The sequence below is a fragment of the Streptococcus mitis genome, assembly GCF_026782895.1.
Classification (GTDB): domain Bacteria; phylum Bacillota; class Bacilli; order Lactobacillales; family Streptococcaceae; genus Streptococcus; species Streptococcus mitis_CB.
On sequence record NZ_JAKUXJ010000002.1, the window covers coordinates 207238 to 230377 of the forward strand.

General features: G+C 41.9%; 18 protein-coding genes. 16 read left to right on the forward strand and 2 right to left on the reverse strand.

The annotated features are described in order from the left end of the window. Positions 1-254: 254 nt before the first annotated feature. From leuS to MK480_RS02870, 7 genes are all read left to right on the forward strand, one after another. Positions 255-2756, forward strand: a complete 2502-nt coding sequence (gene leuS / locus MK480_RS02840; protein ID WP_268707159.1) for a leucine--tRNA ligase — start codon at positions 255-257, stop codon at positions 2754-2756. A 164-nt stretch (positions 2757-2920) separates the two neighbouring features. After that, positions 2921-3787: an ABC transporter ATP-binding protein gene (locus MK480_RS02845; protein WP_060627425.1), complete on the forward strand. Its 867-nt coding sequence runs from the start codon at positions 2921-2923 to the stop codon at positions 3785-3787. After that, positions 3787-4629 (forward strand): ABC transporter permease, encoded by an 843-nt coding sequence (locus tag MK480_RS02850; protein WP_268707160.1) that lies wholly within the window; start codon positions 3787-3789, stop codon positions 4627-4629. The genes MK480_RS02845 and MK480_RS02850 overlap by 1 nt, the downstream gene beginning before the upstream one ends. An 18-nt stretch (positions 4630-4647) precedes the next feature. Further along, entirely contained in the window at positions 4648-5103 is a 456-nt protein-coding gene (locus MK480_RS02855; RefSeq protein WP_268707161.1) for a LytTR family DNA-binding domain-containing protein, read from the forward strand. Positions 5104-5112: 9 nt separating this feature from the next. Then, on the forward strand, positions 5113-5532 hold the full coding sequence (locus MK480_RS02860) for a DUF3021 domain-containing protein (RefSeq protein ID WP_023946767.1): 420 nt from the start codon (positions 5113-5115) through the stop codon (positions 5530-5532). A 94-nt stretch (positions 5533-5626) separates the two neighbouring features. Continuing rightward, positions 5627-6322, forward strand: a complete 696-nt coding sequence (locus MK480_RS02865; RefSeq protein WP_268707162.1) for a GNAT family N-acetyltransferase — start codon at positions 5627-5629, stop codon at positions 6320-6322. 11 nt (positions 6323-6333) lie between these two features. Then, on the forward strand, positions 6334-6750 hold the full coding sequence (locus MK480_RS02870) for a GNAT family N-acetyltransferase (protein ID WP_261065537.1): 417 nt from the start codon (positions 6334-6336) through the stop codon (positions 6748-6750). A gap of 747 nt (positions 6751-7497) precedes the next feature. Here the strand turns inward: MK480_RS02870 and MK480_RS02875 are convergent. Further along, complete coding sequence (locus tag MK480_RS02875; RefSeq protein ID WP_000970382.1) at positions 7498-7590, reverse strand: type I toxin-antitoxin system Fst family toxin; 93 nt, start codon at positions 7588-7590, stop codon at positions 7498-7500. Positions 7591-7723: 133 nt separating this feature from the next. Here MK480_RS02875 and ruvB point away from each other — a divergent pair, with 133 nt between their 5' ends. The 9 genes from ruvB to MK480_RS02920 all read left to right on the forward strand — a co-directional run bounded on the left by ruvB (position 7724) and on the right by MK480_RS02920 (position 18981). Next, the gene (gene ruvB, locus MK480_RS02880; RefSeq protein WP_326845935.1) at positions 7724-8722 is read left to right on the forward strand and encodes a Holliday junction branch migration DNA helicase RuvB; all 999 of its coding nucleotides are present in this window, start codon (positions 7724-7726) and stop codon (positions 8720-8722) included. Continuing rightward, a complete protein-coding gene (locus MK480_RS02885) occupies positions 8703-9275 on the forward strand; it encodes a nucleotidyltransferase family protein (RefSeq protein WP_268707163.1) in 573 nt (190 codons plus the stop codon). Before ruvB ends, MK480_RS02885 begins: the two co-directional genes overlap by 20 nt. A gap of 343 nt (positions 9276-9618) precedes the next feature. Then, entirely contained in the window at positions 9619-10377 is a 759-nt protein-coding gene (locus MK480_RS02890) for an isoprenyl transferase (protein WP_268707164.1), read from the forward strand. Between the two features lie 8 nt (positions 10378-10385). Next, entirely contained in the window at positions 10386-11189 is an 804-nt protein-coding gene (locus MK480_RS02895; protein WP_261049877.1) for a phosphatidate cytidylyltransferase, read from the forward strand. Positions 11190-11210: 21 nt separating this feature from the next. Continuing rightward, the gene (rseP, locus tag MK480_RS02900) at positions 11211-12470 is read left to right on the forward strand and encodes an RIP metalloprotease RseP (protein ID WP_268707165.1); all 1260 of its coding nucleotides are present in this window, start codon (positions 11211-11213) and stop codon (positions 12468-12470) included. Between the two features lie 12 nt (positions 12471-12482). Continuing rightward, entirely contained in the window at positions 12483-14336 is a 1854-nt protein-coding gene (locus tag MK480_RS02905) for a proline--tRNA ligase (RefSeq protein WP_049501813.1), read from the forward strand. A gap of 98 nt (positions 14337-14434) precedes the next feature. Next, a complete protein-coding gene (gene bglA, locus MK480_RS02910) occupies positions 14435-15814 on the forward strand; it encodes a 6-phospho-beta-glucosidase (RefSeq protein ID WP_049501814.1) in 1380 nt (459 codons plus the stop codon). Positions 15815-16005: 191 nt separating this feature from the next. Beyond that, complete coding sequence (glmS, locus tag MK480_RS02915) at positions 16006-17814, forward strand: glutamine--fructose-6-phosphate transaminase (isomerizing) (RefSeq protein ID WP_268707166.1); 1809 nt, start codon at positions 16006-16008, stop codon at positions 17812-17814. 117 nt (positions 17815-17931) lie between these two features. Continuing rightward, positions 17932-18981 (forward strand): LLM class flavin-dependent oxidoreductase, encoded by a 1050-nt coding sequence (locus MK480_RS02920; RefSeq protein WP_049501816.1) that lies wholly within the window; start codon positions 17932-17934, stop codon positions 18979-18981. 99 nt (positions 18982-19080) lie between these two features. Here MK480_RS02920 and MK480_RS02925 read toward each other — a convergent pair whose 3' ends face one another. After that, entirely contained in the window at positions 19081-22977 is a 3897-nt protein-coding gene (locus MK480_RS02925) for a pullulanase (protein WP_261265899.1), read from the reverse strand. Positions 22978-23140: the final 163 nt, after the last annotated feature.

A 23140-nucleotide genomic window follows, 5' to 3' on the forward strand; every position in this document is an offset into this window, starting at 1 on the left:
TGTCGGCTATTTATTATAAATACATTAATTAGCATTCCAGTCGTATCTTCGGTCTAAAATTAGTGTTTTGTGTTATAAGAGATAAGCTTCTTGTTTTGCTCTTGATTTCCCGCATATAGGATAAAAAAGTGGGTGATAGAGCAATTCAGAGCCATCAAAATTAATGAAATACAGTATACAGTTTTTTCTTTTAACACATTTCAAATTCCCTCAAAAATGGTATAATAGTAACATCACAAAATTGGAGAGAGACCATGAGTTTTTACAATCATAAAGAAATTGAGCCTAAGTGGCAGGGCTACTGGGCAGAACATCATACATTTAAGACAGGAACAGATACATCAAAACCGAAGTTTTATGCTCTCGATATGTTCCCTTATCCGTCTGGAGCAGGTCTACACGTAGGTCACCCAGAAGGTTATACTGCAACCGATATTCTCAGCCGTTACAAACGTGCGCAAGGTTACAATGTCCTTCACCCAATGGGATGGGATGCCTTTGGTTTGCCTGCAGAGCAATACGCTATGGATACAGGGAATGACCCAGCAGAATTTACAGCGGAAAATATTGCCAACTTCAAACGCCAAATCAATGCGCTTGGATTTTCCTACGACTGGAATCGTGAAGTTAACACAACAGATCCAAACTACTACAAGTGGACGCAATGGATTTTCACTAAGCTTTACGAAAAAGGCTTGGCCTATGAAGCGGAAGTACCGGTAAACTGGGTTGAAGAATTGGGAACAGCCATTGCTAACGAAGAGGTACTTCCTGATGGAACATCTGAGCGTGGGGGTTATCCAGTTGTCCGCAAACCAATGCGCCAATGGATGCTCAAAATCACGGCCTATGCAGAGCGCTTGCTCAATGACTTAGATGAACTAGATTGGCCGGAGTCTATCAAGGATATGCAACGCAACTGGATTGGGAAATCAACTGGTGCCAATGTAACCTTTAAAGTTAAGGGAACAGATAAGGAATTCACAGTATTTACTACTCGTCCTGATACTCTTTTCGGTGCGACTTTCACTGTCTTGGCTCCTGAGCATGACTTGGTTGATTCAATCACAAGTTCAGAGCAAGCAGAGGCAGTAGCAGACTACAAACATCAAGCCAGCCTCAAGTCAGACTTGGCTCGTACAGACCTTGCTAAAGAAAAAACTGGTGTTTGGACCGGTGCTTATGCCATCAACCCTGTCAATGGCAAGGAAATCCCAATCTGGATTGCGGATTATGTTCTTGCTAGTTACGGTACAGGTGCCGTTATGGCTGTGCCAGCTCATGACCAACGTGACTGGGAATTTGCCAAACAATTTGACCTTCCAATCGTCGAAGTACTTAAAGGTGGAAACGTTGAAGAAGCTGCCTATACAGAGGATGGTCTTCATGTCAATTCAGACTTCCTAGATGGATTCAACAAAGAAGAAGCGATTGCTAAGATCGTGGCTTGGTTGGAAGAAAAAGGCTGTGGTCAAGAGAAGGTTACCTACCGTCTCCGCGATTGGCTCTTTAGCCGTCAACGTTACTGGGGTGAACCAATTCCTATCATTCATTGGGAAGATGGAACTTCAACAGCTGTTCCTGAAAGTGAATTGCCACTTGTCTTGCCTGTAACTAAGGACATCCGTCCCTCAGGTACTGGGGAAAGTCCACTAGCTAACTTGACAGATTGGCTTGAAGTGACCCGTGAAGATGGCGTTAAAGGTCGTCGCGAGACCAACACCATGCCACAATGGGCTGGTTCAAGCTGGTATTACCTTCGCTATATTGATCCACACAATACTGAGAAATTGGCCGATGAGGATCTTCTCAAACAATGGTTGCCAGTAGATATCTACGTGGGTGGTGCAGAGCATGCTGTTCTTCACTTGCTTTACGCTCGTTTCTGGCACAAATTCCTCTATGACCTCGGTGTTGTTCCAACTAAGGAACCATTCCAAAAACTCTTTAACCAAGGAATGATTTTGGGAACAAGCTACCGTGACCACCGTGGGGCTCTTGTGGCGACTGACAAGGTTGAAAAACGTGACGGTTCTTTCTTCCATGTGGAAACAGGAGAAGAGTTGGAGCAAGCACCAGCTAAGATGTCTAAATCGCTTAAGAACGTTGTTAACCCAGACGATGTGGTGGAACAATACGGTGCCGACACCCTTCGTGTCTATGAAATGTTCATGGGGCCACTTGATGCTTCAATCGCTTGGTCAGAAGAAGGTCTGGAAGGAAGCCGTAAGTTCCTTGACCGTGTTTACCGTTTGATTACAAGCAAGGAAATTGTTGCAGAAAACAATGGCTCTCTCGACAAGGTTTACAACGAAACCGTTAAAGCTGTCACAGAGCAAATAGAATCATTGAAATTCAACACAGCCATTGCCCAACTTATGGTCTTTGTCAACGCTGCCAACAAGGAAGACAAACTTTATGTAGACTACGCCAAAGGCTTCGTTCAGTTGATTGCACCATTTGCACCTCACTTGGCAGAAGAGCTCTGGCAAACAGTTGCAGCAACAGGAGAATCTATCTCTTATGTAGCTTGGCCAACTTGGGATGAAAGCAAATTAGTTGAAGACGAAATCGAAATCGTTGTCCAAATCAAAGGAAAAGTTCGTGCCAAACTCATGGTTGCTAAAGACCTATCACGCGAAGAATTGCAAGAAATTGCTCTCGCTGATGAAAAAGTCAAAGCAGAAATTGACGGTAAGGAAATCGTGAAAGTGATTGCGGTACCGAATAAACTCGTTAATATTGTTGTGAAATAAGAAATGAATCCTTCAGAGTAGAATCTGGAGGATTTTTAAATGAAAAATATAATTCTGTTTCCATCATCTCACCACTTAACCTTTTATTTTAACCACTTATCTAAAAAGTCGATTTTTCTGTCATTATTTTTGTTAAACTAGTGAGATAAAAGGAGGAAAGAAATATGATTTTACAAGCTAAACATTTGACTAAACGGTACGGCACTCATATGGCTGTCGATGATATTCAGTTAGAGTTTGAAAAAGGAAGTTTCAATGCTATTTTGGGTCCCAATGGTGCAGGTAAATCAACCACTATTTCCATGTTAATCGGCTTGAAAAAGCCGACACAAGGTCAGATTCGCTATGCGCCAAATACGAAAATCGGAGTTGTTTTTCAAGCTAGTGTACTAGATGAGATGTTAACGGTTAGGGAAAATCTCACGATTCGTGCTCAACAGTATAAGGAGATTGCAGCAAGTCGTGTGGATGATTTGATCCATCAACTGGGCTTGACTGCTTTCCAGAAACAACTATATGGGACTTTGTCAGGTGGACAAAAACGTCGGGTTGATATTGCGCGTGCTCTTCTTTCGCGACCAGATATTCTTTTCTTGGATGAACCAACGACAGGTCTTGATATTCAGACTCGCAAATCCATCTGGGATCTTCTGTATCGACTACAAAAGGATGAAGGGATGACTATTATCTTAACGACTCATTATTTGGATGAAGCGGATGAAGCGGATCAGATCTATATCGTTGATCATGGGAAAGTGATTGCGCAAGGTTCTGCGACTAAGATTAAAAGTCAGTATGCATCTAATATCCTAAAAATTCGTTTTAAAGAAATAACCGATTTAGAAAAATTGCTACGGACTGGAATGGTAGTAGAGAAAGAAAATAAGTTGGAATATCTTTTTTATCCAAGAACGTCACTGGAAGCTATTGAATTTTTGGCAAAAGTTCGAGAAGAAATTGATTATTTTGAGTTTCGCCCAGGTACCATGGATGATGCCTTTATTGCACTTACAGGAAGAGAGGTTCGCTAATGTTAGCTTTATTGAAACGGAATTTTATCTTATATTTTCGTAATCGTTCAGGAGTATTTTTCTCATTATTGGGGGCATTGATTTCCTTCCTGCTTTATATCATTTTTTTGCAGAAGAATTTGACAGATTCTTGGTCCCAACTCCCTAATAGTACGAACCTTTTAAATAACTGGCTGATGGGTGGGACCTTGGCTGTGACTGGGATGACAACCAGTTTTACAGCTCTTAAACAAATGGTTCAGGACCGCGAAAATCAAGTGGATCAAGATCTCTTCTTGACAGATTTAGGTAACTGGGGCTTACAGGCGTCCTATCTAATCAGTAGTATTGTCATTTCTTTTGTCATGCAGGTGTTTATGTATGCTGTTATGAGTTTTTATTTTAAAGAGAGCCCAGTTATCAGCCATTTACCGGAAATCGCTTTGATTATGTTGTTAAGCAGTCTGATTTCAAGTTTGGTAAATGTTCTCTTGATTTACCGTTTTCAATCTGTAGATAGCCTTGGTAAACTAGCAACGATAGTGGGAACTGCTTCTGGATTTTTAGTAGGAACTTATATCCCCATTGGAGTATTACCTGATTCTGCACAGTTTTTCATGAAATGTACCCCTGCAACTTATATTGCTTCTCTCTATCGACAAGTCTTGATGAAAGAGTGGTTAGAGACCGCATTTTCAGGAAATAACAGTCTGTTACAGGAATTTCAAGAAAAAATGGGAATCCAAATCAACTGGCAAGAACTATTGACAAAGGAAGAAACATACTTTATAGTAGTTATTATCAGTCTCGTCGCTATTCTTCTTTGGCTTTTATTTGTTAAAGTGTCTAGCAAGAGAAAATAAAGATGTATTGGAGAGAAAATGAAGATTCGTTTTGAAATGAAGACAGAGTTTTCAGAAAAAGACCCACACATTTTAATTCAGGCGGCTCAGTTAACCGACCAAGCAAGAGAGGTCATGGAGTATTTAGAACAATTTTCAACGACCAATCAGGTGGTCATTCCTATTCGAACGGATGATCATCTGGTTATGGTGAAAATTGAGGATCTTATTCTAGCAGATATCGATAAGAATTTGTTGACCATTTATACGGTAGATGGGATTTATAAAACTAAGGAAACATTGACAAACTTTCAGAATCGAATTAATCGGCGTAACTTTATACAGATATCACGTCATTCAATTATAAACATTGACCATCTAGAGTCATTATCGGATAGCTTTTCAGGGAACATGATGGCTAAAATGACTCGGGGTCTCAAATCGAGTGTGAGTCGGAAATACGTTAAGTCCTTAATGGATTATCTAGGTTTATAGGAGAAAATCATGAAGCGATTGATTGCTTATTTTGTATCGGGAATGCGTACGGCCTCCTTTGTTTATTTGAGTTTGGTGTTATTGGCTCAGTTTTATTCAGGTATTACCTATCCCGCACCAACGACAAAAAATATTCTAGCTTTGTTTTTGATGAGTGGAATTATGGGGGTATTGACCTTAATCCTTGAAAAGCTAGAGTTTCTTGCTTATAGTATGCGTGTGGGAGTTCATTTATTAGCGACAGCTACTATTCTAGTATTGACCTACCTATTTTTTGGCTGGGGTTCAGCATTGTTGAGTCCCTTGCTTTGGTTCTTTTTCTTGTTGATTTATGGACTGATATGGTTGTACCAGATCTGGCAAACTCACAAGCTCGCCCAACGAATTAATCAAGCCTTAGAAGATAAAAGAAAGAAAACGAATCACTAATGTAGTGTTGAGGATGAGGTTTGAAGAGAGTGCTAGTTTCCATTTAGAGTAATTTATGATATAGTATTTTCAGTATAAAAATAAGGAGAAAGCTATGCCAGTAAATGAATATGGTCAGATGATTGGTGAGTCAATGGAAGGTTATACACCCGGTGCACTGCCTTCTATTGATTTCTTAGAAGGGCGTTATGCTAGGGTAGAGGCTCTTTCGGTGGAAAAGCATGTAGAGGATTTATTAGCTGTTTATGGTCCAGATACACCTCGGGAAATGTGGACCTACCTTTTTCAGGAACCAGTGGCAGATATGGAGGAACTGGTTACTATCTTAAATCAGATGTTGGCTCGTAAGAACCGTTTTTACTACGTGATTATAGATAAGGCAACTTGTAAGGCCTTGGGAACTTTTTCTCTCATGCGCATTGACCAGAATAACCGAGTAATAGAAGTAGGAGCTGTCACTTTTTCTCCAGAGCTCAGGAGGACACGGATAGGAACAGAAGCCCAGTATCTCTTGGCTTGCTATGTCTTTGAGGAGCTTAACTATCGTCGCTACGAATGGAAATGTGATTCTCTTAATCTGCCATCAAGACGAGCAGCGGAACGTTTGGGCTTTATTTATGAAGGAACCTTCCGTCAGGCAGTCGTTTATAAGGGGCGTACGAGGGATACGGATTGGTTGTCTATGATTGATAAGGACTGGCCCCAAGTCAAAGCTCGATTGGAAGCATGGTTGGCTCCTGAAAATTTTGATAAAAATGGACGACAGTACAAGAGCTTGAGAGAGTTTTAAGAGATGTTGACATGATCACTATTAAAAAGCAAGAATTTGTCAAGCTAGAGGATGTTTTGCATCTCTATCAGGCTGTCGGTTGGACAAATTATACCGATCAATCAGAGATGCTGGAGCAGGCCTTATCTCATTCATTAGCGATTTATGTGGCGCTTGATGGTGATACTGTGGTGGGCTTGGTCCGTTTAGTCGGAGATGGTTTCTCATCAGTATTGGTTCAGGATTTAATCGTTTTACCTATCTATCAGCGTCAAGGGATTGGTAGTGCCCTAATGAAAGAGGCTTTAGAGGATTACAAAGATGTCTATCAAGTCCAGCTGGTGACAGAAGAGACAGAAAAAACCTTGGGATTCTATCGTTCTATGGGTTTTGAAATCTTATCCACCTGTGGCTGTACAGGAATGACTTGGGTGAATCGAGAAAAATAATAAAACTTGTTTTTTCTTAAGTAAAGTTTAAGGCTGGTTTAGTATCATATAGTCATTAAATAAAGACCTCCTAACTTTATTTAATGAAATCCTAAAACTTTTTTCATCATAATCTCCTAATGAAGTCACTCAATCAGGTGGCTTTTTCGTGGGGATGAAGAGATACTGATAGAAATTTTTGGCAAAATGGTAGAATTTGAGAAAAGTTAAGCTAGTTTTAAGCTTCGTCTTGTATCATATAGTTATTAAATAAAGACCTCCTAACTTTATTTAATAAAATCCTAAACTTTTCTTTTTCATAATAATCTCCCTTAACTCCACCCAATCAGGTGGAGTTTTTTGGCTCTATTTCAGGCTTTTGGGGACTATTCTAAAAATCATTTTCCGATATTTTTCGGATTTTGGTCGGGGAATTGGCGGGAACTTTTTGAGATTTTGGCGGGGATTTTTTTAGCGAATATGACTAAGAAATAGGTCTGTTGTTGCTTCAGCAAGTTCAACCTCACTTTGAATTTACGTGACTGTTAATTGAAGGACTAGAACTACTGTAATAATGCTCTTGGTTGACAAGGGGTGAGTCATCATATTGTTGTACAGCGGTTAAAGCTTGAAAAGCCGAGGATATAAACCTTTGACAAATTTTGTGAACTGTGGGATAATAAAAAGGAATTGAGTACTAGTTCTATATCATGGACTAGAAAAGACCTCAAGCTAACTTCCACATTAAGCTTGAGGTCTTTTTTGACACTATTTGTCCTTGTTTAGCCATTTATCGACTAATCGAAGAACGACACCGACCACAATTGGTCCGATGATAGTTTTGAGTACTAATTCCATCATGGGCTATCTCACCTCCTTTCGTAGGCGGTGTAGCAGTGCCGAACAATATTATACCACATACGTGCTAAAGTCGGAAGTCGCCTAATCAGGTGGCTTTTTTGTTTGCGGACTGGATTTTTGATATAATAGAGCTATGAGTAGAATTTTAGATAATGAGATAATGGGGGATGAGGAGCAAGTAGAACGCACGCTCCGTCCTCAGTATTTACGTGAATATATCGGGCAGGATAAGGTTAAGGATCAGCTTCAAATCTTTATCGAAGCCGCTAAAATGCGGGATGAAGCGCTGGATCATGTCCTCCTTTTCGGGCCTCCAGGTTTGGGGAAGACGACCATGGCTTTTGTTATTGCCAATGAATTGGGAGTTAATCTCAAGCAGACGTCTGGACCTGTAATCGAAAAAGCTGGTGATCTGGTAGCGATTTTGAATGACTTAGAGCCTGGGGATGTCCTCTTTATTGATGAAATTCATCGCTTGCCCATGTCGGTGGAAGAGGTGCTTTATAGTGCCATGGAGGACTTTTACATCGATATCATGATTGGTGCTGGTGAAGGCAGTCGCAGTGTTCATTTGGAGTTGCCACCTTTTACTTTGATTGGTGCGACGACTCGGGCTGGTATGCTTTCAAATCCGCTACGGGCACGTTTTGGGATTACAGGGCATATGGAGTATTATGCCCATGCTGACTTGACAGAAATTGTTGAGCGGACAGCAGATATTTTTGAGATGGAAATCACTCATGAGGCGGCATCTGAGTTGGCCTTGCGTAGTCGTGGAACCCCTCGTATTGCCAATCGTCTCCTCAAGCGCGTGCGCGATTTTGCCCAGATTATGGGGAATGGGGTTATCGATGATCTTATTACCGATAAGGCTCTGACCATGCTAGATGTTGACCATGAAGGCTTGGACTATGTGGACCAGAAAATCCTTCGCACCATGATTGAGATGTACGGTGGTGGTCCTGTTGGTCTAGGAACTCTTTCTGTTAACATAGCAGAAGAGCGTGAGACAGTTGAAGACATGTATGAGCCCTACTTGATTCAAAAAGGTTTTATCATGCGGACACGGTCTGGACGGGTGGCGACTGCTAAGGCATATGAGCATTTGGGGTATGAGTACAATGAAAAATAAGCAAGAAATTCTGGAAGTTTTCAGAGAAAATCTGGATATGATGGCTATTCTGACTATCATCCGAAACCTTGGTCTGAAAGACTCGTGGTTGGCAGCAGGTTCTGTCAGAAATTTTATCTGGAATCTCTTGTCAGACAAATCCCCTTTTGACTGTGAAACAGATGTAGATGTGATTTTCTTTGATCCAGATGTGAGTTATGAAGAAACGCTGGCTATAGAGAACAAGTTGAGGAAGGATTTTCCTCAGTACCAGTGGGAATTGAAAAATCAAGTCTATATGCACCAGCACAGCCCTCATACTGCTCCCTATAGCAGCTCTTGTGATGCTATGAGTAAGTATCCAGAACGATGTACGGCTGTTGGACTACGCTTGAATGAAGAATCAGATTTTGAACTCTATGCACCTTATGGTTTGGAGGATATTGTGAATTTTCAAGTTCGTCCAACTCCTCATTTCTTAGAAAATGAAGACCGAATGGAACTTTATCGAACACGTCTATCCAAGAAAAATTGGCAGGAGAAATGGAAAAATTTGATTTTTAAAAATACTTAAGGAAACTTTAAGCTAGGGAGTGTATACTAAGTCCATAAGTTAAGAAGACCTTAACTTAAACTCCTAAAACTTTTTCATAATAATCTCCCTATAAAATAGAGTCGCCCAATCAGGCGACTTATTTTTTTGAAAAATGGGCTTTGCGCCTGAGAATAATACTCAATGAAAATCAAAGAGCAAACTAGGAAGATAACCGCAGGTTGCTCAAAACACTGTTTTGAGGTTGCAGATAGAGCTGACGTGGTTTGAAGAGATTTTCGAAGAGTATAAATAGCTTAGTGATAGAAGAAAATAGGGAAATATGGTATAATGAAACGATAGATTTTTGAATAGGAATAAGATCATGTTTGGATTTTTTAAGAAAGATAAGGCTGTGGAAGTAGAAGTTCCGACACAGATTCCTGCTCATATCGGCATTATCATGGATGGCAATGGCCGTTGGGCTAAAAAACGTATGCAACCGCGAGTCTTCGGACACAAGGCGGGTATGGAAGCATTGCAAACTGTGACCAAGGCAGCCAACAAACTGGGTGTTAAGGTTATTACGGTCTATGCTTTTTCTACGGAAAACTGGACCCGTCCCGATCAGGAAGTCAAGTTTATCATGAACTTGCCAGTAGAGTTTTATGATAATTATGTCCCTGAACTGCATGCGAATAATGTTAAGATTCAAATGATTGGGGAGACGGACCGCCTGCCTAAGCAAACCTTTGAAGCTCTGACCAAGGCTGAGGAATTGACTAAGAACAACACAGGTTTGATTCTTAATTTTGCCCTCAACTATGGTGGACGTGCTGAGATTACACAGGCTCTTAAGTTGATTTCTCAGGATGTTTTAGATGCCAAAATCAACCCAGGTGATATCACAGAGGAATTGATTGGCAACTATCTCTTCACCCAGCATTTGCCTAAGGAGTTACGAGACCCAGACTTGATTATCCGTACTAGTGGAGAATTGCGTTTGAGCAATTTTCTTCCATGGCAGGGAGCCTATAGTGAGCTCTATTTTACAGATACCTTGTGGCCTGATTTTGACGAGGCAGCCTTGCAGGAAGCCATTCTTGCCTACAATCGTCGTCATCGCCGATTTGGAGGAGTTTAGGAGGAAATATGACACAGGATTTACAGAAAAGAACCTTGTTTGCAGGGATTGCCCTGGCTATTTTCCTACCAATTTTAATGATTGGTGGCCTCTTGCTTCAGATAGCAATTGGAGTCATAGCCATGCTAGCCATGCATGAACTTTTGAAGATGAGAGGTCTAGAGACTATGACTATGGAGGGCCTCTTAACCCTCTTTGCAACCTTTGCTTTGACCATTCCCTTGGAGAATTACCTGACTTTTTTGCCAGTTGATGGGAATGTGGTTGCCTATAGTGTGTTGATTTCAATTATGTTAGGAACGACCGTTTTTAGCAAGTCTTATACGATTGAGGACGCTGTTTTCCCTCTTGCTATGAGTTTCTATGTAGGCTTTGGATTTAATGCTTTACTAGATGCTCGCGTTGCAGGTTTAGATAAGGCTCTATTGGCCTTGTGTATTGTTTGGGCGACAGACAGTGGTGCCTATCTTGTTGGGATGAACTATGGTAAACGAAAATTAGCTCCGACAGTTTCTCCAAATAAAACCTTTGAGGGTGCCTTGGGTGGTATTTTAGGCGCTATTTTAGTAACCATCATCTTTATGATGTTTGACAGAACAGTTGCTCTTCCGTATGGAATTTACAAGATGTCGGTCTTTGCTATTTTCTTTAGCATTGCTGGACAATTTGGTGATTTACTAGAAAGTTCGATCAAGCGTCACTTTGGTGTCAAGGATTCTGGGAAATTTATCCCTGGACATGGTGGTGTTTTGGATCGTTTCGATAGTATGTTGCTTGTATTTCCAATCATGCACTTATTTGGGCTCTTTTAATCAAAAGACGGAGGAAATACTATGCTCGGAATTTTAACCTTTATTCTGGTTTTCGGGATTATTGTGGTGGTGCACGAGTTCGGGCACTTCTACTTTGCCAAGAAATCAGGGATTCTAGTGCGTGAATTTGCCATTGGTATGGGACCCAAAATCTTTGCTCATATTGGCAAAGATGGAACGGCCTATACCATTCGAATCTTGCCTTTGGGCGGCTATGTCCGTATGGCTGGTTGGGGCGATGATACAACTGAAATCAAGACAGGGACTCCTGTCAGTTTGACACTTACTGATGATGGTAAGGTTAAACGCATCAATCTTTCCGGTAAAAAATTGGACCAAACGGCTCTTCCTATGCAGGTGACCCAGTTTGACTTTGAAGACAAGCTCTTTATTAAGGGCTTGGTTCTGGAAGAAGAAAAAACATTTGCAGTGGATCACGATGCAACGGTTGTGGAAGCAGATGGAACTGAGGTTCGGATTGCTCCCTTAGATGTTCAATATCAAAATGCAACTATATGGGGAAAACTGATTACTAACTTTGCAGGTCCTATGAACAACTTTATCTTAGGTGTCGTTGTTTTTTGGATTTTAATCTTTATGCAGGGTGGTGTCAGAGATGTAGCTACCAACCAGTTTCATGTCATGCCCCAAGGGGCTTTGGCTAAGGTAGGAGTGCCAGAGACGGCTCAGATTACCAAGATTGGTTCACATGAGGTTAGCAACTGGGAAAGCTTGATTCAAGCTGTGGAATCAGAAACCAAAGATAAGACGGCCCCGACCTTGGATGTGACTATTTCTGAAAAGGGGAGTGACAAACAAGTCACTGTTACTCCGGAAGAAAGTCAAGGCCGTTACCTTCTAGGTGTTCAACCGGGGATTAAGTCAGATTTTGTATCTATGTTTGTAGGTGGTTTTACAACTGCTGTTGACTCGGCCCTCCGAATTCTATCAGATCTGAAAAATCTGATTTTCCAACCGGATTTGAACAAACTAGGTGGACCTGTTGCCATCTTTAAGGCAAGTAGTGATGCTGCTAAAAATGGAATTGAGAATGTCTTGTACTTCTTGGCAATTATTTCCATCAATATTGGGATTTTTAATCTTATTCCGATTCCAGCCCTGGATGGTGGTAAGATTGTGCTCAATATCCTAGAAGCTATCCGCCGCAAACCATTGAAACAAGAAATTGAAACCTATGTCACCTTGGCCGGAGTGGTCATCATGGTTGTCTTGATGATTGCTGTGACCTGGAATGACATCATGCGACTCTTTTTTAGATAATCGAGGAATATTATGAAACAAAGTAAAATGCCTATCCCAACGCTTCGCGAAATGCCAAGCGATGCTCAAGTTATCAGCCATGCTCTTATGTTGCGAGCTGGTTATGTTCGTCAAGTCTCAGCAGGTGTTTATTCTTACCTACCACTTGCTAATCGTGTGATTGAAAAAGCTAAAAATATCATGCGCCAAGAATTTGATAAGATTGGTGCCGTTGAGATGTTGGCTCCTGCCCTCCTCAGTGCAGAATTGTGGCGCGAATCAGGTCGTTACGAAACTTATGGTGAAGACCTTTACAAACTAAAAAATCGTGAAAAATCAGACTTTATCCTAGGTCCAACTCACGAAGAAACTTTTACAGCTATTGTTCGTGATTCTGTTAAGTCTTACAAGCAATTGCCGCTTAACCTTTATCAAATCCAACCTAAGTATCGTGATGAAAAACGCCCACGTAATGGACTTCTTCGTACACGTGAGTTCATCATGAAAGATGCTTACAGCTTCCACGCTAACTATGATAGTTTGGATAGTGTTTATGATGAGTACAAGGCTGCCTATGAGCGTATTTTCACTCGTAGTGGTTTAGATTTCAAGGCTATCATTGGTGACGGTGGAGCTATGGGTGGTAAGGACAGCCAAGAATTTATGGCGATTACACCTGCTCGTACAGACCTTGACCGCTGGGTTGTCTTGGACAAGTCAGTTGCCTCATTTGACGAAATTCCTGCAGAAGTGCAAGAAGAAATCAAGGCAGAATTGCTTAAATGGATGGTTTCTGGTGAAGATACCATCGCTTACTCAAGTGAGTCTAGCTATGCGGCTAACTTGGAAATGGCAACAAACGAGTACAAACCAAGCAACCGTGTTGTCTCTGAAGAAGAAGTAACTCGGGTTGCAACACCAGATGTTAAATCAATCGATGAAGTTGCAGCCTTCCTCAACGTTCCAGAAGAACAAACGATTAAAACCCTCTTCTACATGGCAGATGGTGAGCTTGTTGCAGCCCTTCTAGTTGGAAATGACCAACTCAACGAAGTCAAGTTGAAAAACCACTTGGGAGCAGATTTCTTTGACGTTGCTAGCGAAGAAGAAGTAGCAAGTGTTGTTCAAGCAGGATTTGGTTCACTTGGCCCAGTTGGTTTGCCAGAGAATGTTAAAATCATTGCAGACCGTAAGGTGCAAGATGTTCGCAATGCAGTTGTGGGTGCTAACGAAGATGGCTACCACTTGACTGGTGTGAACCCAGGCCGTGATTTTACTGCAGAATATGTGGATATCCGCGAAGTTCGTGAGGGTGAAATTTCTCCAGACGGACAAGGTGTCCTTAACTTTGCGCGTGGTATCGAAATTGGTCACATCTTCAAACTCGGTACTCGCTATTCTGCAAGCATGGGAGCAGATGTTTTGGATGAAAATGGTCGCGCTGTGCCAATCATCATGGGATGTTACGGTATCGGTGTCAGCCGCCTCCTTTCAGCAGTGATGGAGCAACACGCTCGCCTTTTTGTTAATAAAACGCCAAAAGGTGAATACCGTTACGCTTGGGGAATCAACTTCCCTAAAGAATTGGCCCCATTTGATGTGCACTTAATCACTGTCAATGTTAAGGATGAAGAAGCGCAAGCCTTGACAGAAAAGCTTGAAGCAAGCTTGATGGGAGCTGGTTACGAAGTCTTGACAGACGACCGTAATGAACGTGTCGGAGTCAAATTCAGCGATAGCGATTTGATTGGGTTGCCAATCCGTATCACTGTTGGGAAGAAAGCAGCCGATGGCATCGTAGAAGTGAAGATTAAAGCGACTGGTGATACTATCGAAGTTCATGCAGATAACTTACTTGAAACGCTTGAAATTCTCAGCAAGAAATAAAAACTATAATCAGAAGAAAAACAAGGAAAAAATGTAACTAGTTTTTACCTTGTTTTTTCTGTATAATGGTAAAAATGAGTAGATAAAGAGGTAAATGTATGCTAAGATTTCCAAAGGATTTTGTCTGGGGATCCTCTACTTCTGGACCACAAACAGAAGGACGTGTAGCTGGTGACGGTAAGGGAGATAATCTCTGGGATTATTGGTACCAAGTGGAGTCAAATCGATACTATAATGGGATTGGTCCAGATAAGACATCGACTTTTTATGAAAATTGGGAACAGGATATCGAGCTTTTATTAGAGACTGGTCATACGGCCTTTCGGACTTCTATTCAGTGGTCACGGATTTTTCCACAAGGCTGTGGGAAAGTCAACCCTCAAGGTGTGGATTTTTATCGGAAGGTCTTTGAGGCTATTAAGGCTAAGGGGATTCGTCTGTTAGTCAATCTTTATCATTTTGATTTGCCTTTTGCTCTTCAAGAAGCTGGTGATGGTTGGGAAAATAAGGAGACTGTTTCAGCCTATGAAGACTATGCTCGTTTCTGTTTTGAGACTTATGGAGATTTGGTGGACCAATGGATTACCTTTAACGAGCCCATCGTTCCTGTAGAATTTGGCTATTTTTACGATGCCCATTATCCACATAAGGTGGATGCAGAGGCAGCCGTTAAAGTAGCTTATCATACACAATTGGCCAGCAGTCGGGCGGTTAAGGCCTGTCATGAACTCTTGCCTGATTCCAAGATTGGGATTGTCCTCAACTTGACACCGGCTTATCCACGTAGCCAGCATCCTGCTGATGTCAAGGCTGCTCGCATTGCGGACCTTTTTCAGGCCCAATCTTTCTTAGATCCGTCTGTTTTGGGGACTTATCCACAGGAGTTGGTAGAAATCTTGCATGAACAAGGTCTCTTGCCTGATGCTACAGAGGAGGAGTTGAAGCTCATTGGTGACAATACGGTGGACTTCCTTGGTGTCAACTACTATCAACCTTTGCGTGTTATGGCGCCTCGATTTGCTAAGCATCCAGAGAGTCCACTCTTACCAGAACATTTTTACGAGCCTTATGTGATGCCTGGACGTAAAATCAATCCTCATCGTGGCTGGGAGATTTATGAGCAAGGGATTTATGACATTGCTCAAAATATCAAGGAAAATTATGGCAATATTGAGTGGATGTTGACAGAGAATGGTATGGGTGTTGAAGGGGAAGAAAAATTCCGTGAGAATGAAATGATTCAAGATGATTACCGTATTGACTTTGTAAAAGGTCATCTTCGTGAACTTCACCATGCTATTGAAGATGGAGCCAACTGTAAAGGATACTTAATCTGGACCTTTATTGATTGCTGGTCATGGCTCAACAGCTATAAAAATCGCTATGGTTTGGTTGAATTAGACTTGGAAACGCAAGAACGTCGTCTGAAAAAATCAGGGCACTGGTTCAAGGAATTAAGCGACAATAATGGATTTTAAAAAGGACTCTGACTAATGATTTTAATTGGTCAGAGTTTTTTGCTTACAAGAGCTTAATTTGAACTATACCAATTTTTACTCTTGACAAGTGAAAGAAACAAGTATATACTGTTTTTGCTGATTCTATAAAAGAGGAATTAGACTATACCAATTTTAAGGAGAAAGCACAGCTTGCCTGTGTCGTATATACTATGTGTGGAATTGTTGGTGTTGTTGGAAACACAAATGCAACTGATATTTTGATTCAAGGGCTTGAAAAGCTCGAATACCGTGGATATGATTCTGCGGGGATTTTTGTCCTAGGTGGTGCTGAAAACCACCTAGTCAAGGCTGTTGGTCGTATTGCAGAATTGTCTGCTAAGACAGCTGGTGTTGAGGGTACAACTGGTATCGGACATACTCGTTGGGCGACTCACGGGAAACCAACGGAAGACAATGCTCACCCGCACCGCTCTGAGACAGAACGTTTTGTCTTGGTTCACAATGGAGTGATTGAGAACTACCTTGAAATCAAGGAAGAATACCTTTCAGGTCACCACTTCAAAGGGCAAACAGATACGGAAATCGCCGTTCACTTGATTGGAAAATTTGCAGAAGAAGATGGCTTGTCAGTTCTTGAAGCCTTCAAAAAAGCTCTTCACATCATCCGTGGTTCTTATGCCTTTGCCTTGGTTGACTCACAAGATCCTGAAGTCATCTACGTAGCTAAAAATAAATCACCACTTTTGATTGGTCTTGGAGAAGGCTATAACATGGTCTGCTCAGATGCTATGGCTATGATTCGTGAGACCAACCAATACATGGAAATTCATGACCAAGAGTTGGTAATCGTCAAGGCTGATAGTGTGGAAGTTCAAGACTATGATGGCAACAGTCGTGAACGTGCTAGCTACACTGCTGAGCTAGACTTATCTGATATCGGTAAGGGAACTTATCCTTACTACATGCTCAAGGAAATTGATGAGCAACCAACTGTTATGCGTAAACTCATCCAAGCCTACACAGATGAGGCTGGTCAAGTAGTAGTAGACCCAGCTATCATCAAGGCTGTTCAAGACGCAGACCGTATCTACATCCTTGCAGCTGGGACATCTTACCACGCAGGATTTGCTTCTAAGAAGATGCTGGAAGAATTGACAGATACACCAGTTGAACTTGGAATTTCATCTGAGTGGGGTTACGGTATGCCACTTCTCAGCAAGAAACCACTCTTCATCTTTATCAGTCAGTCTGGTGAAACAGCGGATAGCCGTCAGGTTTTGGTTAAGGCTAATGAAATGGGTATCCCAAGCTTGACAGTGACAAACGTACCAGGCTCAACTCTTTCACGTGAAGCCAACCATACCATGCTCCTTCATGCAGGTCCTGAAATTGCCGTGGCATCAACTAAGGCTTATACAGCGCAAATCGCAGCCCTTGCCTTCCTTGCAAAAGCAGTCGGAGAAGCAAATGGCAATGCCAAAGCGCAAGCCTTTGACTTGGTTCATGAGTTGTCAATCGTAGCTCAGTCTATCGAATCAACTCTTTCAGAGAAAGAAACCATTGAAGCCAAGGTTCGTGAGCTTCTTGAAACAACTCGCAATGCTTTTTATATTGGGCGTGGTCAAGATTACTATGTAGCTATGGAAGCAAGTCTCAAACTCAAAGAAATTTCTTACATCCAGTGTGAAGGCTTTGCGGCAGGAGAGCTCAAGCACGGAACTATTGCCTTGATTGAAGAGGGAACGCCTGTCTTGGCTCTCTTGTCAGATCCAGTCCTCGCTAACCACACTCGTGGAAATATCCAAGAGGTGGCAGCTCGTGGTGCCAAAGTCCTCACTATCGCAGAAGAAAATGTTGCTAAAGAGACAGATGATATTGTCCTTACGACTGTACACCCTTACCTCTCACCAATTTCAATGGTCGTGCCAACGCAATTAGTCGCTTACTTTGCAACACTCCACCGTGGGCTTGATGTGGACAAACCACGTAACCTTGCTAAGTCAGTAACGGTAGAATAAGCTTAAAAAGTCTAGTTATCTAGGCTTTTTTTGTGAGCAAATGGGTTGCTTGTACTCAAGATTCGTGTTAGAATAATTTTTCAAATTGAAGGACAGAAATAGACAGGGAGAATCGCAATGGTAGAATTGGGAATTTCAACATTTGGGGAAACAACGGAGCTTGAAGGTACTGGGCAAACTTACAGTCATGCCGAACGCATTCGTCAGTTGGTGGCAGAGATTGAACTGGCTGACAAGGTTGGTTTGGATGTGCATGGGATTGGTGAGCACCATCGAGCGGACTTTGCAGTATCAGCCCCAGAGATTGTTCTGGCAGCTGGGGCAGTCAATACCAAGAAAATCCGTTTGACCAGTGCAGTCAGCATTCTCTCAAGTATGGATCCGATTCGATTGTTCCAACAGTATGCTACTATCGATGCTTTGTCAAATGGACGTGCGGAGATTATGGCCGGAAGGGGTTCTTTCACGGAATCTTTTCCCTTGTTTGGATATGATTTGAAAGACTACGAAGCCCTTTTTGATGAGAAATTAGACTTGCTCCAGTTAGTTAATGAAAAGACCAAGTTAGACTGGCAAGGTCGCTTGACCCAAACAATCTCTGGCAGAGAAGTTTATCCTCGTCCAGTTCAGGACAAATTGCCCTTGTGGATAGCGACAGGTGGTCATGTCGAATCAACAGTGAAGATTGCTCAGGCAGGCCTACCGATTGTCTATGCCATTATTGGTGGCAATCCGCGTTATTTTAAAAAGTTGATTCAGGCTTATCGTGAGATTGGGAGCGAAGCGGGTCATGCCAGTCATGAACTAAAGGTTGGAGCCCATTCTTGGGGTTGGATTGCTGAGGATGGCGAGCAAGCGGTGAAAGATTATTTCCATCCGATAAAGCAAGTGGTGGATGCTATTTCCAAAGATCGTCCACACTGGCAGGAATTGCGTTATGAACAATATTTGGAGCAAGTTGGGCCAAATGGTGCTATGTTTGTGGGCAATCCAGATCAGGTGGCAGAAAAATTAATTCGTATGATTGAGAATTTAGGATTGGACCGCTTTATGTTGCACTTACCTCTTGGTTCTATGCCTCATGAACAAGTACTGAGAGCTATTGAACTTTTCGGAACGCAAGTGGCTCCAAAAGTACGGGAATATTTTGCCATGAAAGAGGCTTAATAAAAAATCCTAATCAAGTTTATTATGACGGCAAATATTGTACAAAAATCAATCCCCCGAGCGTTAAGGCTTGGGGGATTGTTCTATAGGAGGGCTAGTTTAGTTCTCTTTTTTGCTTTTTAGCAAGAACCCGAGACCGAGAAGGGCAAGGAGGCTGATTCCTGCCAACAGGAGTTTGTGATCGTTTTTGGTTCCTGTATTTGGAAGTTCAGCTTGTTTAGCTGGGGTTGCAGGTGTATTAACCTTGCTAGAGTTTTCTACCGATTCGTTTTGAACCACCTCTTTTACAGATGATGCTTGTGCTTCTTGTGCTGTTTGTTGAGCTTGTGAATCAGTTGTAGCTTGGCTAGGTTTATTTTCTGCATCAGCTACTGTTGCAGATGGTTTAGTAGAATCAGGTTTAGTTTGTGGAGCTGGAGTTTGCTGTTCCTGTTTGACTACTCGGTTCGACATATTGTCTTGGCTGTTACTTTGACCGTGTTCTTGTTTTAAGCTAGCAAGGTCAAATTCTGGTTTTTCTTCCACAGCTGGGGCGACAATTGCACCGCCTTGAGAGACTCGAAGAACAGTAGCTGTAAGGGCATTCAATTTCAAGCCTTTTTCAGTCCATTCGAGTCCTTTCGGGTTGGTAATTCCTACTGGTCCTGCTTGGTTTTCATCTGCTAAAACTTCAGCATTTCTTAGATGTGCAAAGGCAGTTCCCAAATTAAATTCACGAGCTTTTTCGTCCGCATTGACAAAGACTGCGTAGATATCTCCGTTTGGAGCAGTGATTTGGTAGCCAATTACCACGTCCTCTTTTGCCACACCATTTTGGCCTGGAACAGTGATGAGGTGGACACGGTCTTTGATATCTTGGAGACTCTTAAGTCGGAAGGCATCTGTAGATTGACGAAGGGCAATCAAACCTTTCATATAGTCACGGCTCTTGACATTTTCAGGATATGCTTTTCCATCTGTAGCCTTAGTCCAGTCAAATTTGTTGACAGCATCACTCGAATCGTAAGAGTCATGGATGAAGTAAGGATAGTCAAATGGATTGCCGTCCTTATCACGCAACAAGTGAGATTTGTTTGGAACCTTGTCCTCTGCTACTGGAGTCTTGTAGGCTGGGTCACGGAATTGTTTGGTACGTCCATATTCCTGACCAGAGTGGATAAATGGAGTTCCTTGAGCTGTCAAGACCATGAGGTTTCCAAGTCGCAAACGACGGTGGATTTCAGCATAGTTCTCAGCCTTGCTTGGGTCTTTTTTGATAGACTGAGCGATAATGTCAAAGAGGGTCAAGTTATCATGGGCTGCGATGTATTGGATGACATCTCCAGGGCTGTCAGCTTCAAAGTTGGTTGGTTGAGCAATGAGATTTTTGAAGATGGTGTTGATATCACGCTTGCCACCTGTGATAAAGGCAGGTTGGCCTTCGTTTGGATAACCAGACTTGAGGTTGTTACGGATGTCATCTGAAAAGACAGCGACAGTATCGGTATGTTTCATCCAATCTTGGTCAGCAGCTTTAGTAGGCATGTTTTCATCACCAGCATAGGTTCTCCAACCTTCACCAAGCATGATGAGGTTTGGATTGAGGGCGCGTGCAGCCTTGTACGCTTCTTCGATAGAAGCGGCATCATGGTCTCCCATCATATCGAAGCGGAATCCATCTACTTTGTAGGTATCAACTAGATATTTGATAGAGTCAACTAGGAGTCGTTTGGTCATATGGTGGGTTGTTCCCAAGCGTCCACCACCAAAGCTAGTGCGAGGTGTCCCATCAGCATCCATAAAGTGGTAGTAGTTTGGTTCTAAATCTTCAAAGAGATCGACCTTGGCTGTATGGTTGTAAACTACGTCCAGGATAGCTCCCATGCCACGTTTGTGGATTTCGTTGATGAGGTTTTTAAATTCTGCGATTCGTTTTTCTGGATTTTTAGGATCGCTTGAGTACATACCAGTCAATGAGAAGTAGTTTTGAGGGTCATATCCCCAGTTATAGTTGCTGTTGCTTGAAGCATAGTCAGACAAGCGTTCATGGTTTTTCAATTCATTGACAAAGTAGTAAGACAAGACTGGAAGGAGCTGGATGTGGGTCACACCCAAGTCTTTGAGGTAGTCTAGTTTTTCGATAAAGGCTTCAAAGGTACCAAATGGTTTGGTCAAGTCTTTTGCAATGGCAGGATCTGAAGTGAAGTCACGCACATGAGCTTCGTAGATAACGGCATCTTCACGAGTCTTGAAGTTGTGAATCTTACCATAAGTTAAGTCTTGAGGTCCTAGTTTGGCTGGATCTACAAAGGCAGCTTTAGCCACTTTATGGGCATCGTCAATCTTGGCATCGTCACTATTCCAAGCAGCGAGAGACTTAGCGTAAGGATCGAGTGCAAGAACAGTTTTACCCTGACGCTCGATTTGGTATTGATAATAGTATCCAGTGAAATCTGTGATTCCTAATTTGTTTGTGCTATCTAGAGTTTGTTTCCAAGTTCCTCTTTCCCCTTTTTCAAGAGCGACAGTTCCAACTACTTTGTCAGGGTCATTCTTGTCGTAGACAACAACAGAAACCTTATCAGCACTTGGTGACCAAAGGGTTAAATCAACTTGTTTTCCTTCTTCTTTTAAGTCAGCTCCAAGTTTGCCATCATAACTGTAAGTCTCATCTTTAAGGCGCCAGCTTGTTTTGGTAGTGAATTGGTCGGAATTGTAGCTAACAGTATATGGATGTTTTGTATCTGAGAAATCTCCGCTGTAGGTCACTTTCTTACCAGCTTCATCGATTGCAACATCGGTGATAGTTACTTTGTTTCCTAGGTGATTAGTGATGTTGGAGTGTTTGAGGATATCTTCTTTTTTAGCACCGACAAGTGTTGAAAAACTACTTTCAATGCTAGAAGTTCCTACGTGTTGAGCTCCTGTCATGCGGATATCGTGCACATAGTAGGGGTTGGTGTAGATGGTTTCGTCATCATCTTTTAGGAAAATTTGGCTATGATTTTTCAAATCTGTGAACTTATAATCTTCTTTACGGATTTTCACATCGTCTCCTTGTTTCTTTCTGTCTAGTAATAAAAATCCAAGATCTTTAGCTGCATCTTTGAGTGGAATATCGATATAGCGACCATATTTGCCTGTAGCCGTAAAGTCTGTTCCGTTAGGCCATTCACCACTACTTGGATTTTTCACATCTCCCCAGTACCAGAGAGATTTTTTCTCATAGTTGCCATCTGTACGGTAGTAGTTGACGCGAATAGTTCCTGCAGGTTGTGGCTCGTAAGAGAAAACCTTGTGATCTTGGTCCAACCAAGCCTCATTCATCTTTGGTGCCAGTTTTTCTACCGATTTATCGCCGGTCAGATTTTTCCCAGCTGTATTATTGATGAGGAAGCTAATTTTCTTGGCTTGCTCTCCTTTTAATTTGATATCTAGGTAATAGCCATAGTCATCTTTTTTGGCATCCTTGAAGGACAAGGCTCCGTTTGGCCAATTTTCAGATGGTTTTTCAACATCGTCCCAAGTCCATAGCCCTTGAGAATCCTTGTTTTCTTCAGGAAGTTTTTTGACATGGATACGGAAGTAGTTGTCTTCGATTGGCTCTTCTGCTTTAGTTTCAGTTGTTACTGGACTCGTAGAAGTAGTTGGTTCACTTGAACGATCTTGCCCGGTTTGTGGTGCTGAATCGGCTGGGGTTGCAGCAGGAGTGGTTGCCTCTGTTGCAGGTTTTTCTTCTGTTTTCTCTAGGGAAGCGTTTGCATTATTAGGCGAAGAAATATCACTTTCGTTCTTACCAGAGTTAACTACTGTATCAGTAAGAGGTTGTGCAAGGGCAGTAGTAGTTTCATTACTAGTTCCCTTATTGCTTGTAGTATTTTCGTTTGCTGAGATAGTTGGTGTAGCCATGGCAAGCAGGACAAGGCTTGCTCCAATAAGGACAGAACCAGTTCCATTTTTGAGGGAACGGATGCTGTAAACCATTTTTTTCTCAGTGTGAGATGGTGTTCTTTTCATAATCAATCTCCTATAAATGAATTTCTTTATCAGTATAGCACGTAGTAAAACAATATGCAAGCGTTTTCCTAAAATTAAACTAAAAGAAAAATCGCAACAAATTTTGTTATGATTCAGCCAGTCTTTCTTATAGGAAAAGATTTTGTCAAAAATTCGTCAATCC

Coding starts and splice junctions, on each gene's coding strand:
- leuS (WP_268707159.1), top strand. CDS start 255: ATGAGTTTTTACAATCATAAAGAAATTGAGCCTAAGTGGCAGGGCTAC.
- MK480_RS02845 (WP_060627425.1), top strand. CDS start 2,921: ATGATTTTACAAGCTAAACATTTGACTAAACGGTACGGCACTCATATG.
- MK480_RS02850 (WP_268707160.1), top strand. CDS start 3,787: ATGTTAGCTTTATTGAAACGGAATTTTATCTTATATTTTCGTAATCGT.
- MK480_RS02855 (WP_268707161.1), top strand. CDS start 4,648: ATGAAGATTCGTTTTGAAATGAAGACAGAGTTTTCAGAAAAAGACCCA.
- MK480_RS02860 (WP_023946767.1), top strand. CDS start 5,113: ATGAAGCGATTGATTGCTTATTTTGTATCGGGAATGCGTACGGCCTCC.
- MK480_RS02865 (WP_268707162.1), top strand. CDS start 5,627: ATGCCAGTAAATGAATATGGTCAGATGATTGGTGAGTCAATGGAAGGT.
- MK480_RS02870 (WP_261065537.1), top strand. CDS start 6,334: ATGATCACTATTAAAAAGCAAGAATTTGTCAAGCTAGAGGATGTTTTG.
- MK480_RS02875 (WP_000970382.1), bottom strand. CDS start 7,590: ATGATGGAATTAGTACTCAAAACTATCATCGGACCAATTGTGGTCGGT.
- ruvB (WP_326845935.1), top strand. CDS start 7,724: ATGAGTAGAATTTTAGATAATGAGATAATGGGGGATGAGGAGCAAGTA.
- MK480_RS02885 (WP_268707163.1), top strand. CDS start 8,703: ATGAGTACAATGAAAAATAAGCAAGAAATTCTGGAAGTTTTCAGAGAA.
- MK480_RS02890 (WP_268707164.1), top strand. CDS start 9,619: ATGTTTGGATTTTTTAAGAAAGATAAGGCTGTGGAAGTAGAAGTTCCG.
- MK480_RS02895 (WP_261049877.1), top strand. CDS start 10,386: ATGACACAGGATTTACAGAAAAGAACCTTGTTTGCAGGGATTGCCCTG.
- rseP (WP_268707165.1), top strand. CDS start 11,211: ATGCTCGGAATTTTAACCTTTATTCTGGTTTTCGGGATTATTGTGGTG.
- MK480_RS02905 (WP_049501813.1), top strand. CDS start 12,483: ATGAAACAAAGTAAAATGCCTATCCCAACGCTTCGCGAAATGCCAAGC.
- bglA (WP_049501814.1), top strand. CDS start 14,435: ATGCTAAGATTTCCAAAGGATTTTGTCTGGGGATCCTCTACTTCTGGA.
- glmS (WP_268707166.1), top strand. CDS start 16,006: ATGTGTGGAATTGTTGGTGTTGTTGGAAACACAAATGCAACTGATATT.
- MK480_RS02920 (WP_049501816.1), top strand. CDS start 17,932: ATGGTAGAATTGGGAATTTCAACATTTGGGGAAACAACGGAGCTTGAA.
- MK480_RS02925 (WP_261265899.1), bottom strand. CDS start 22,977: ATGAAAAGAACACCATCTCACACTGAGAAAAAAATGGTTTACAGCATC.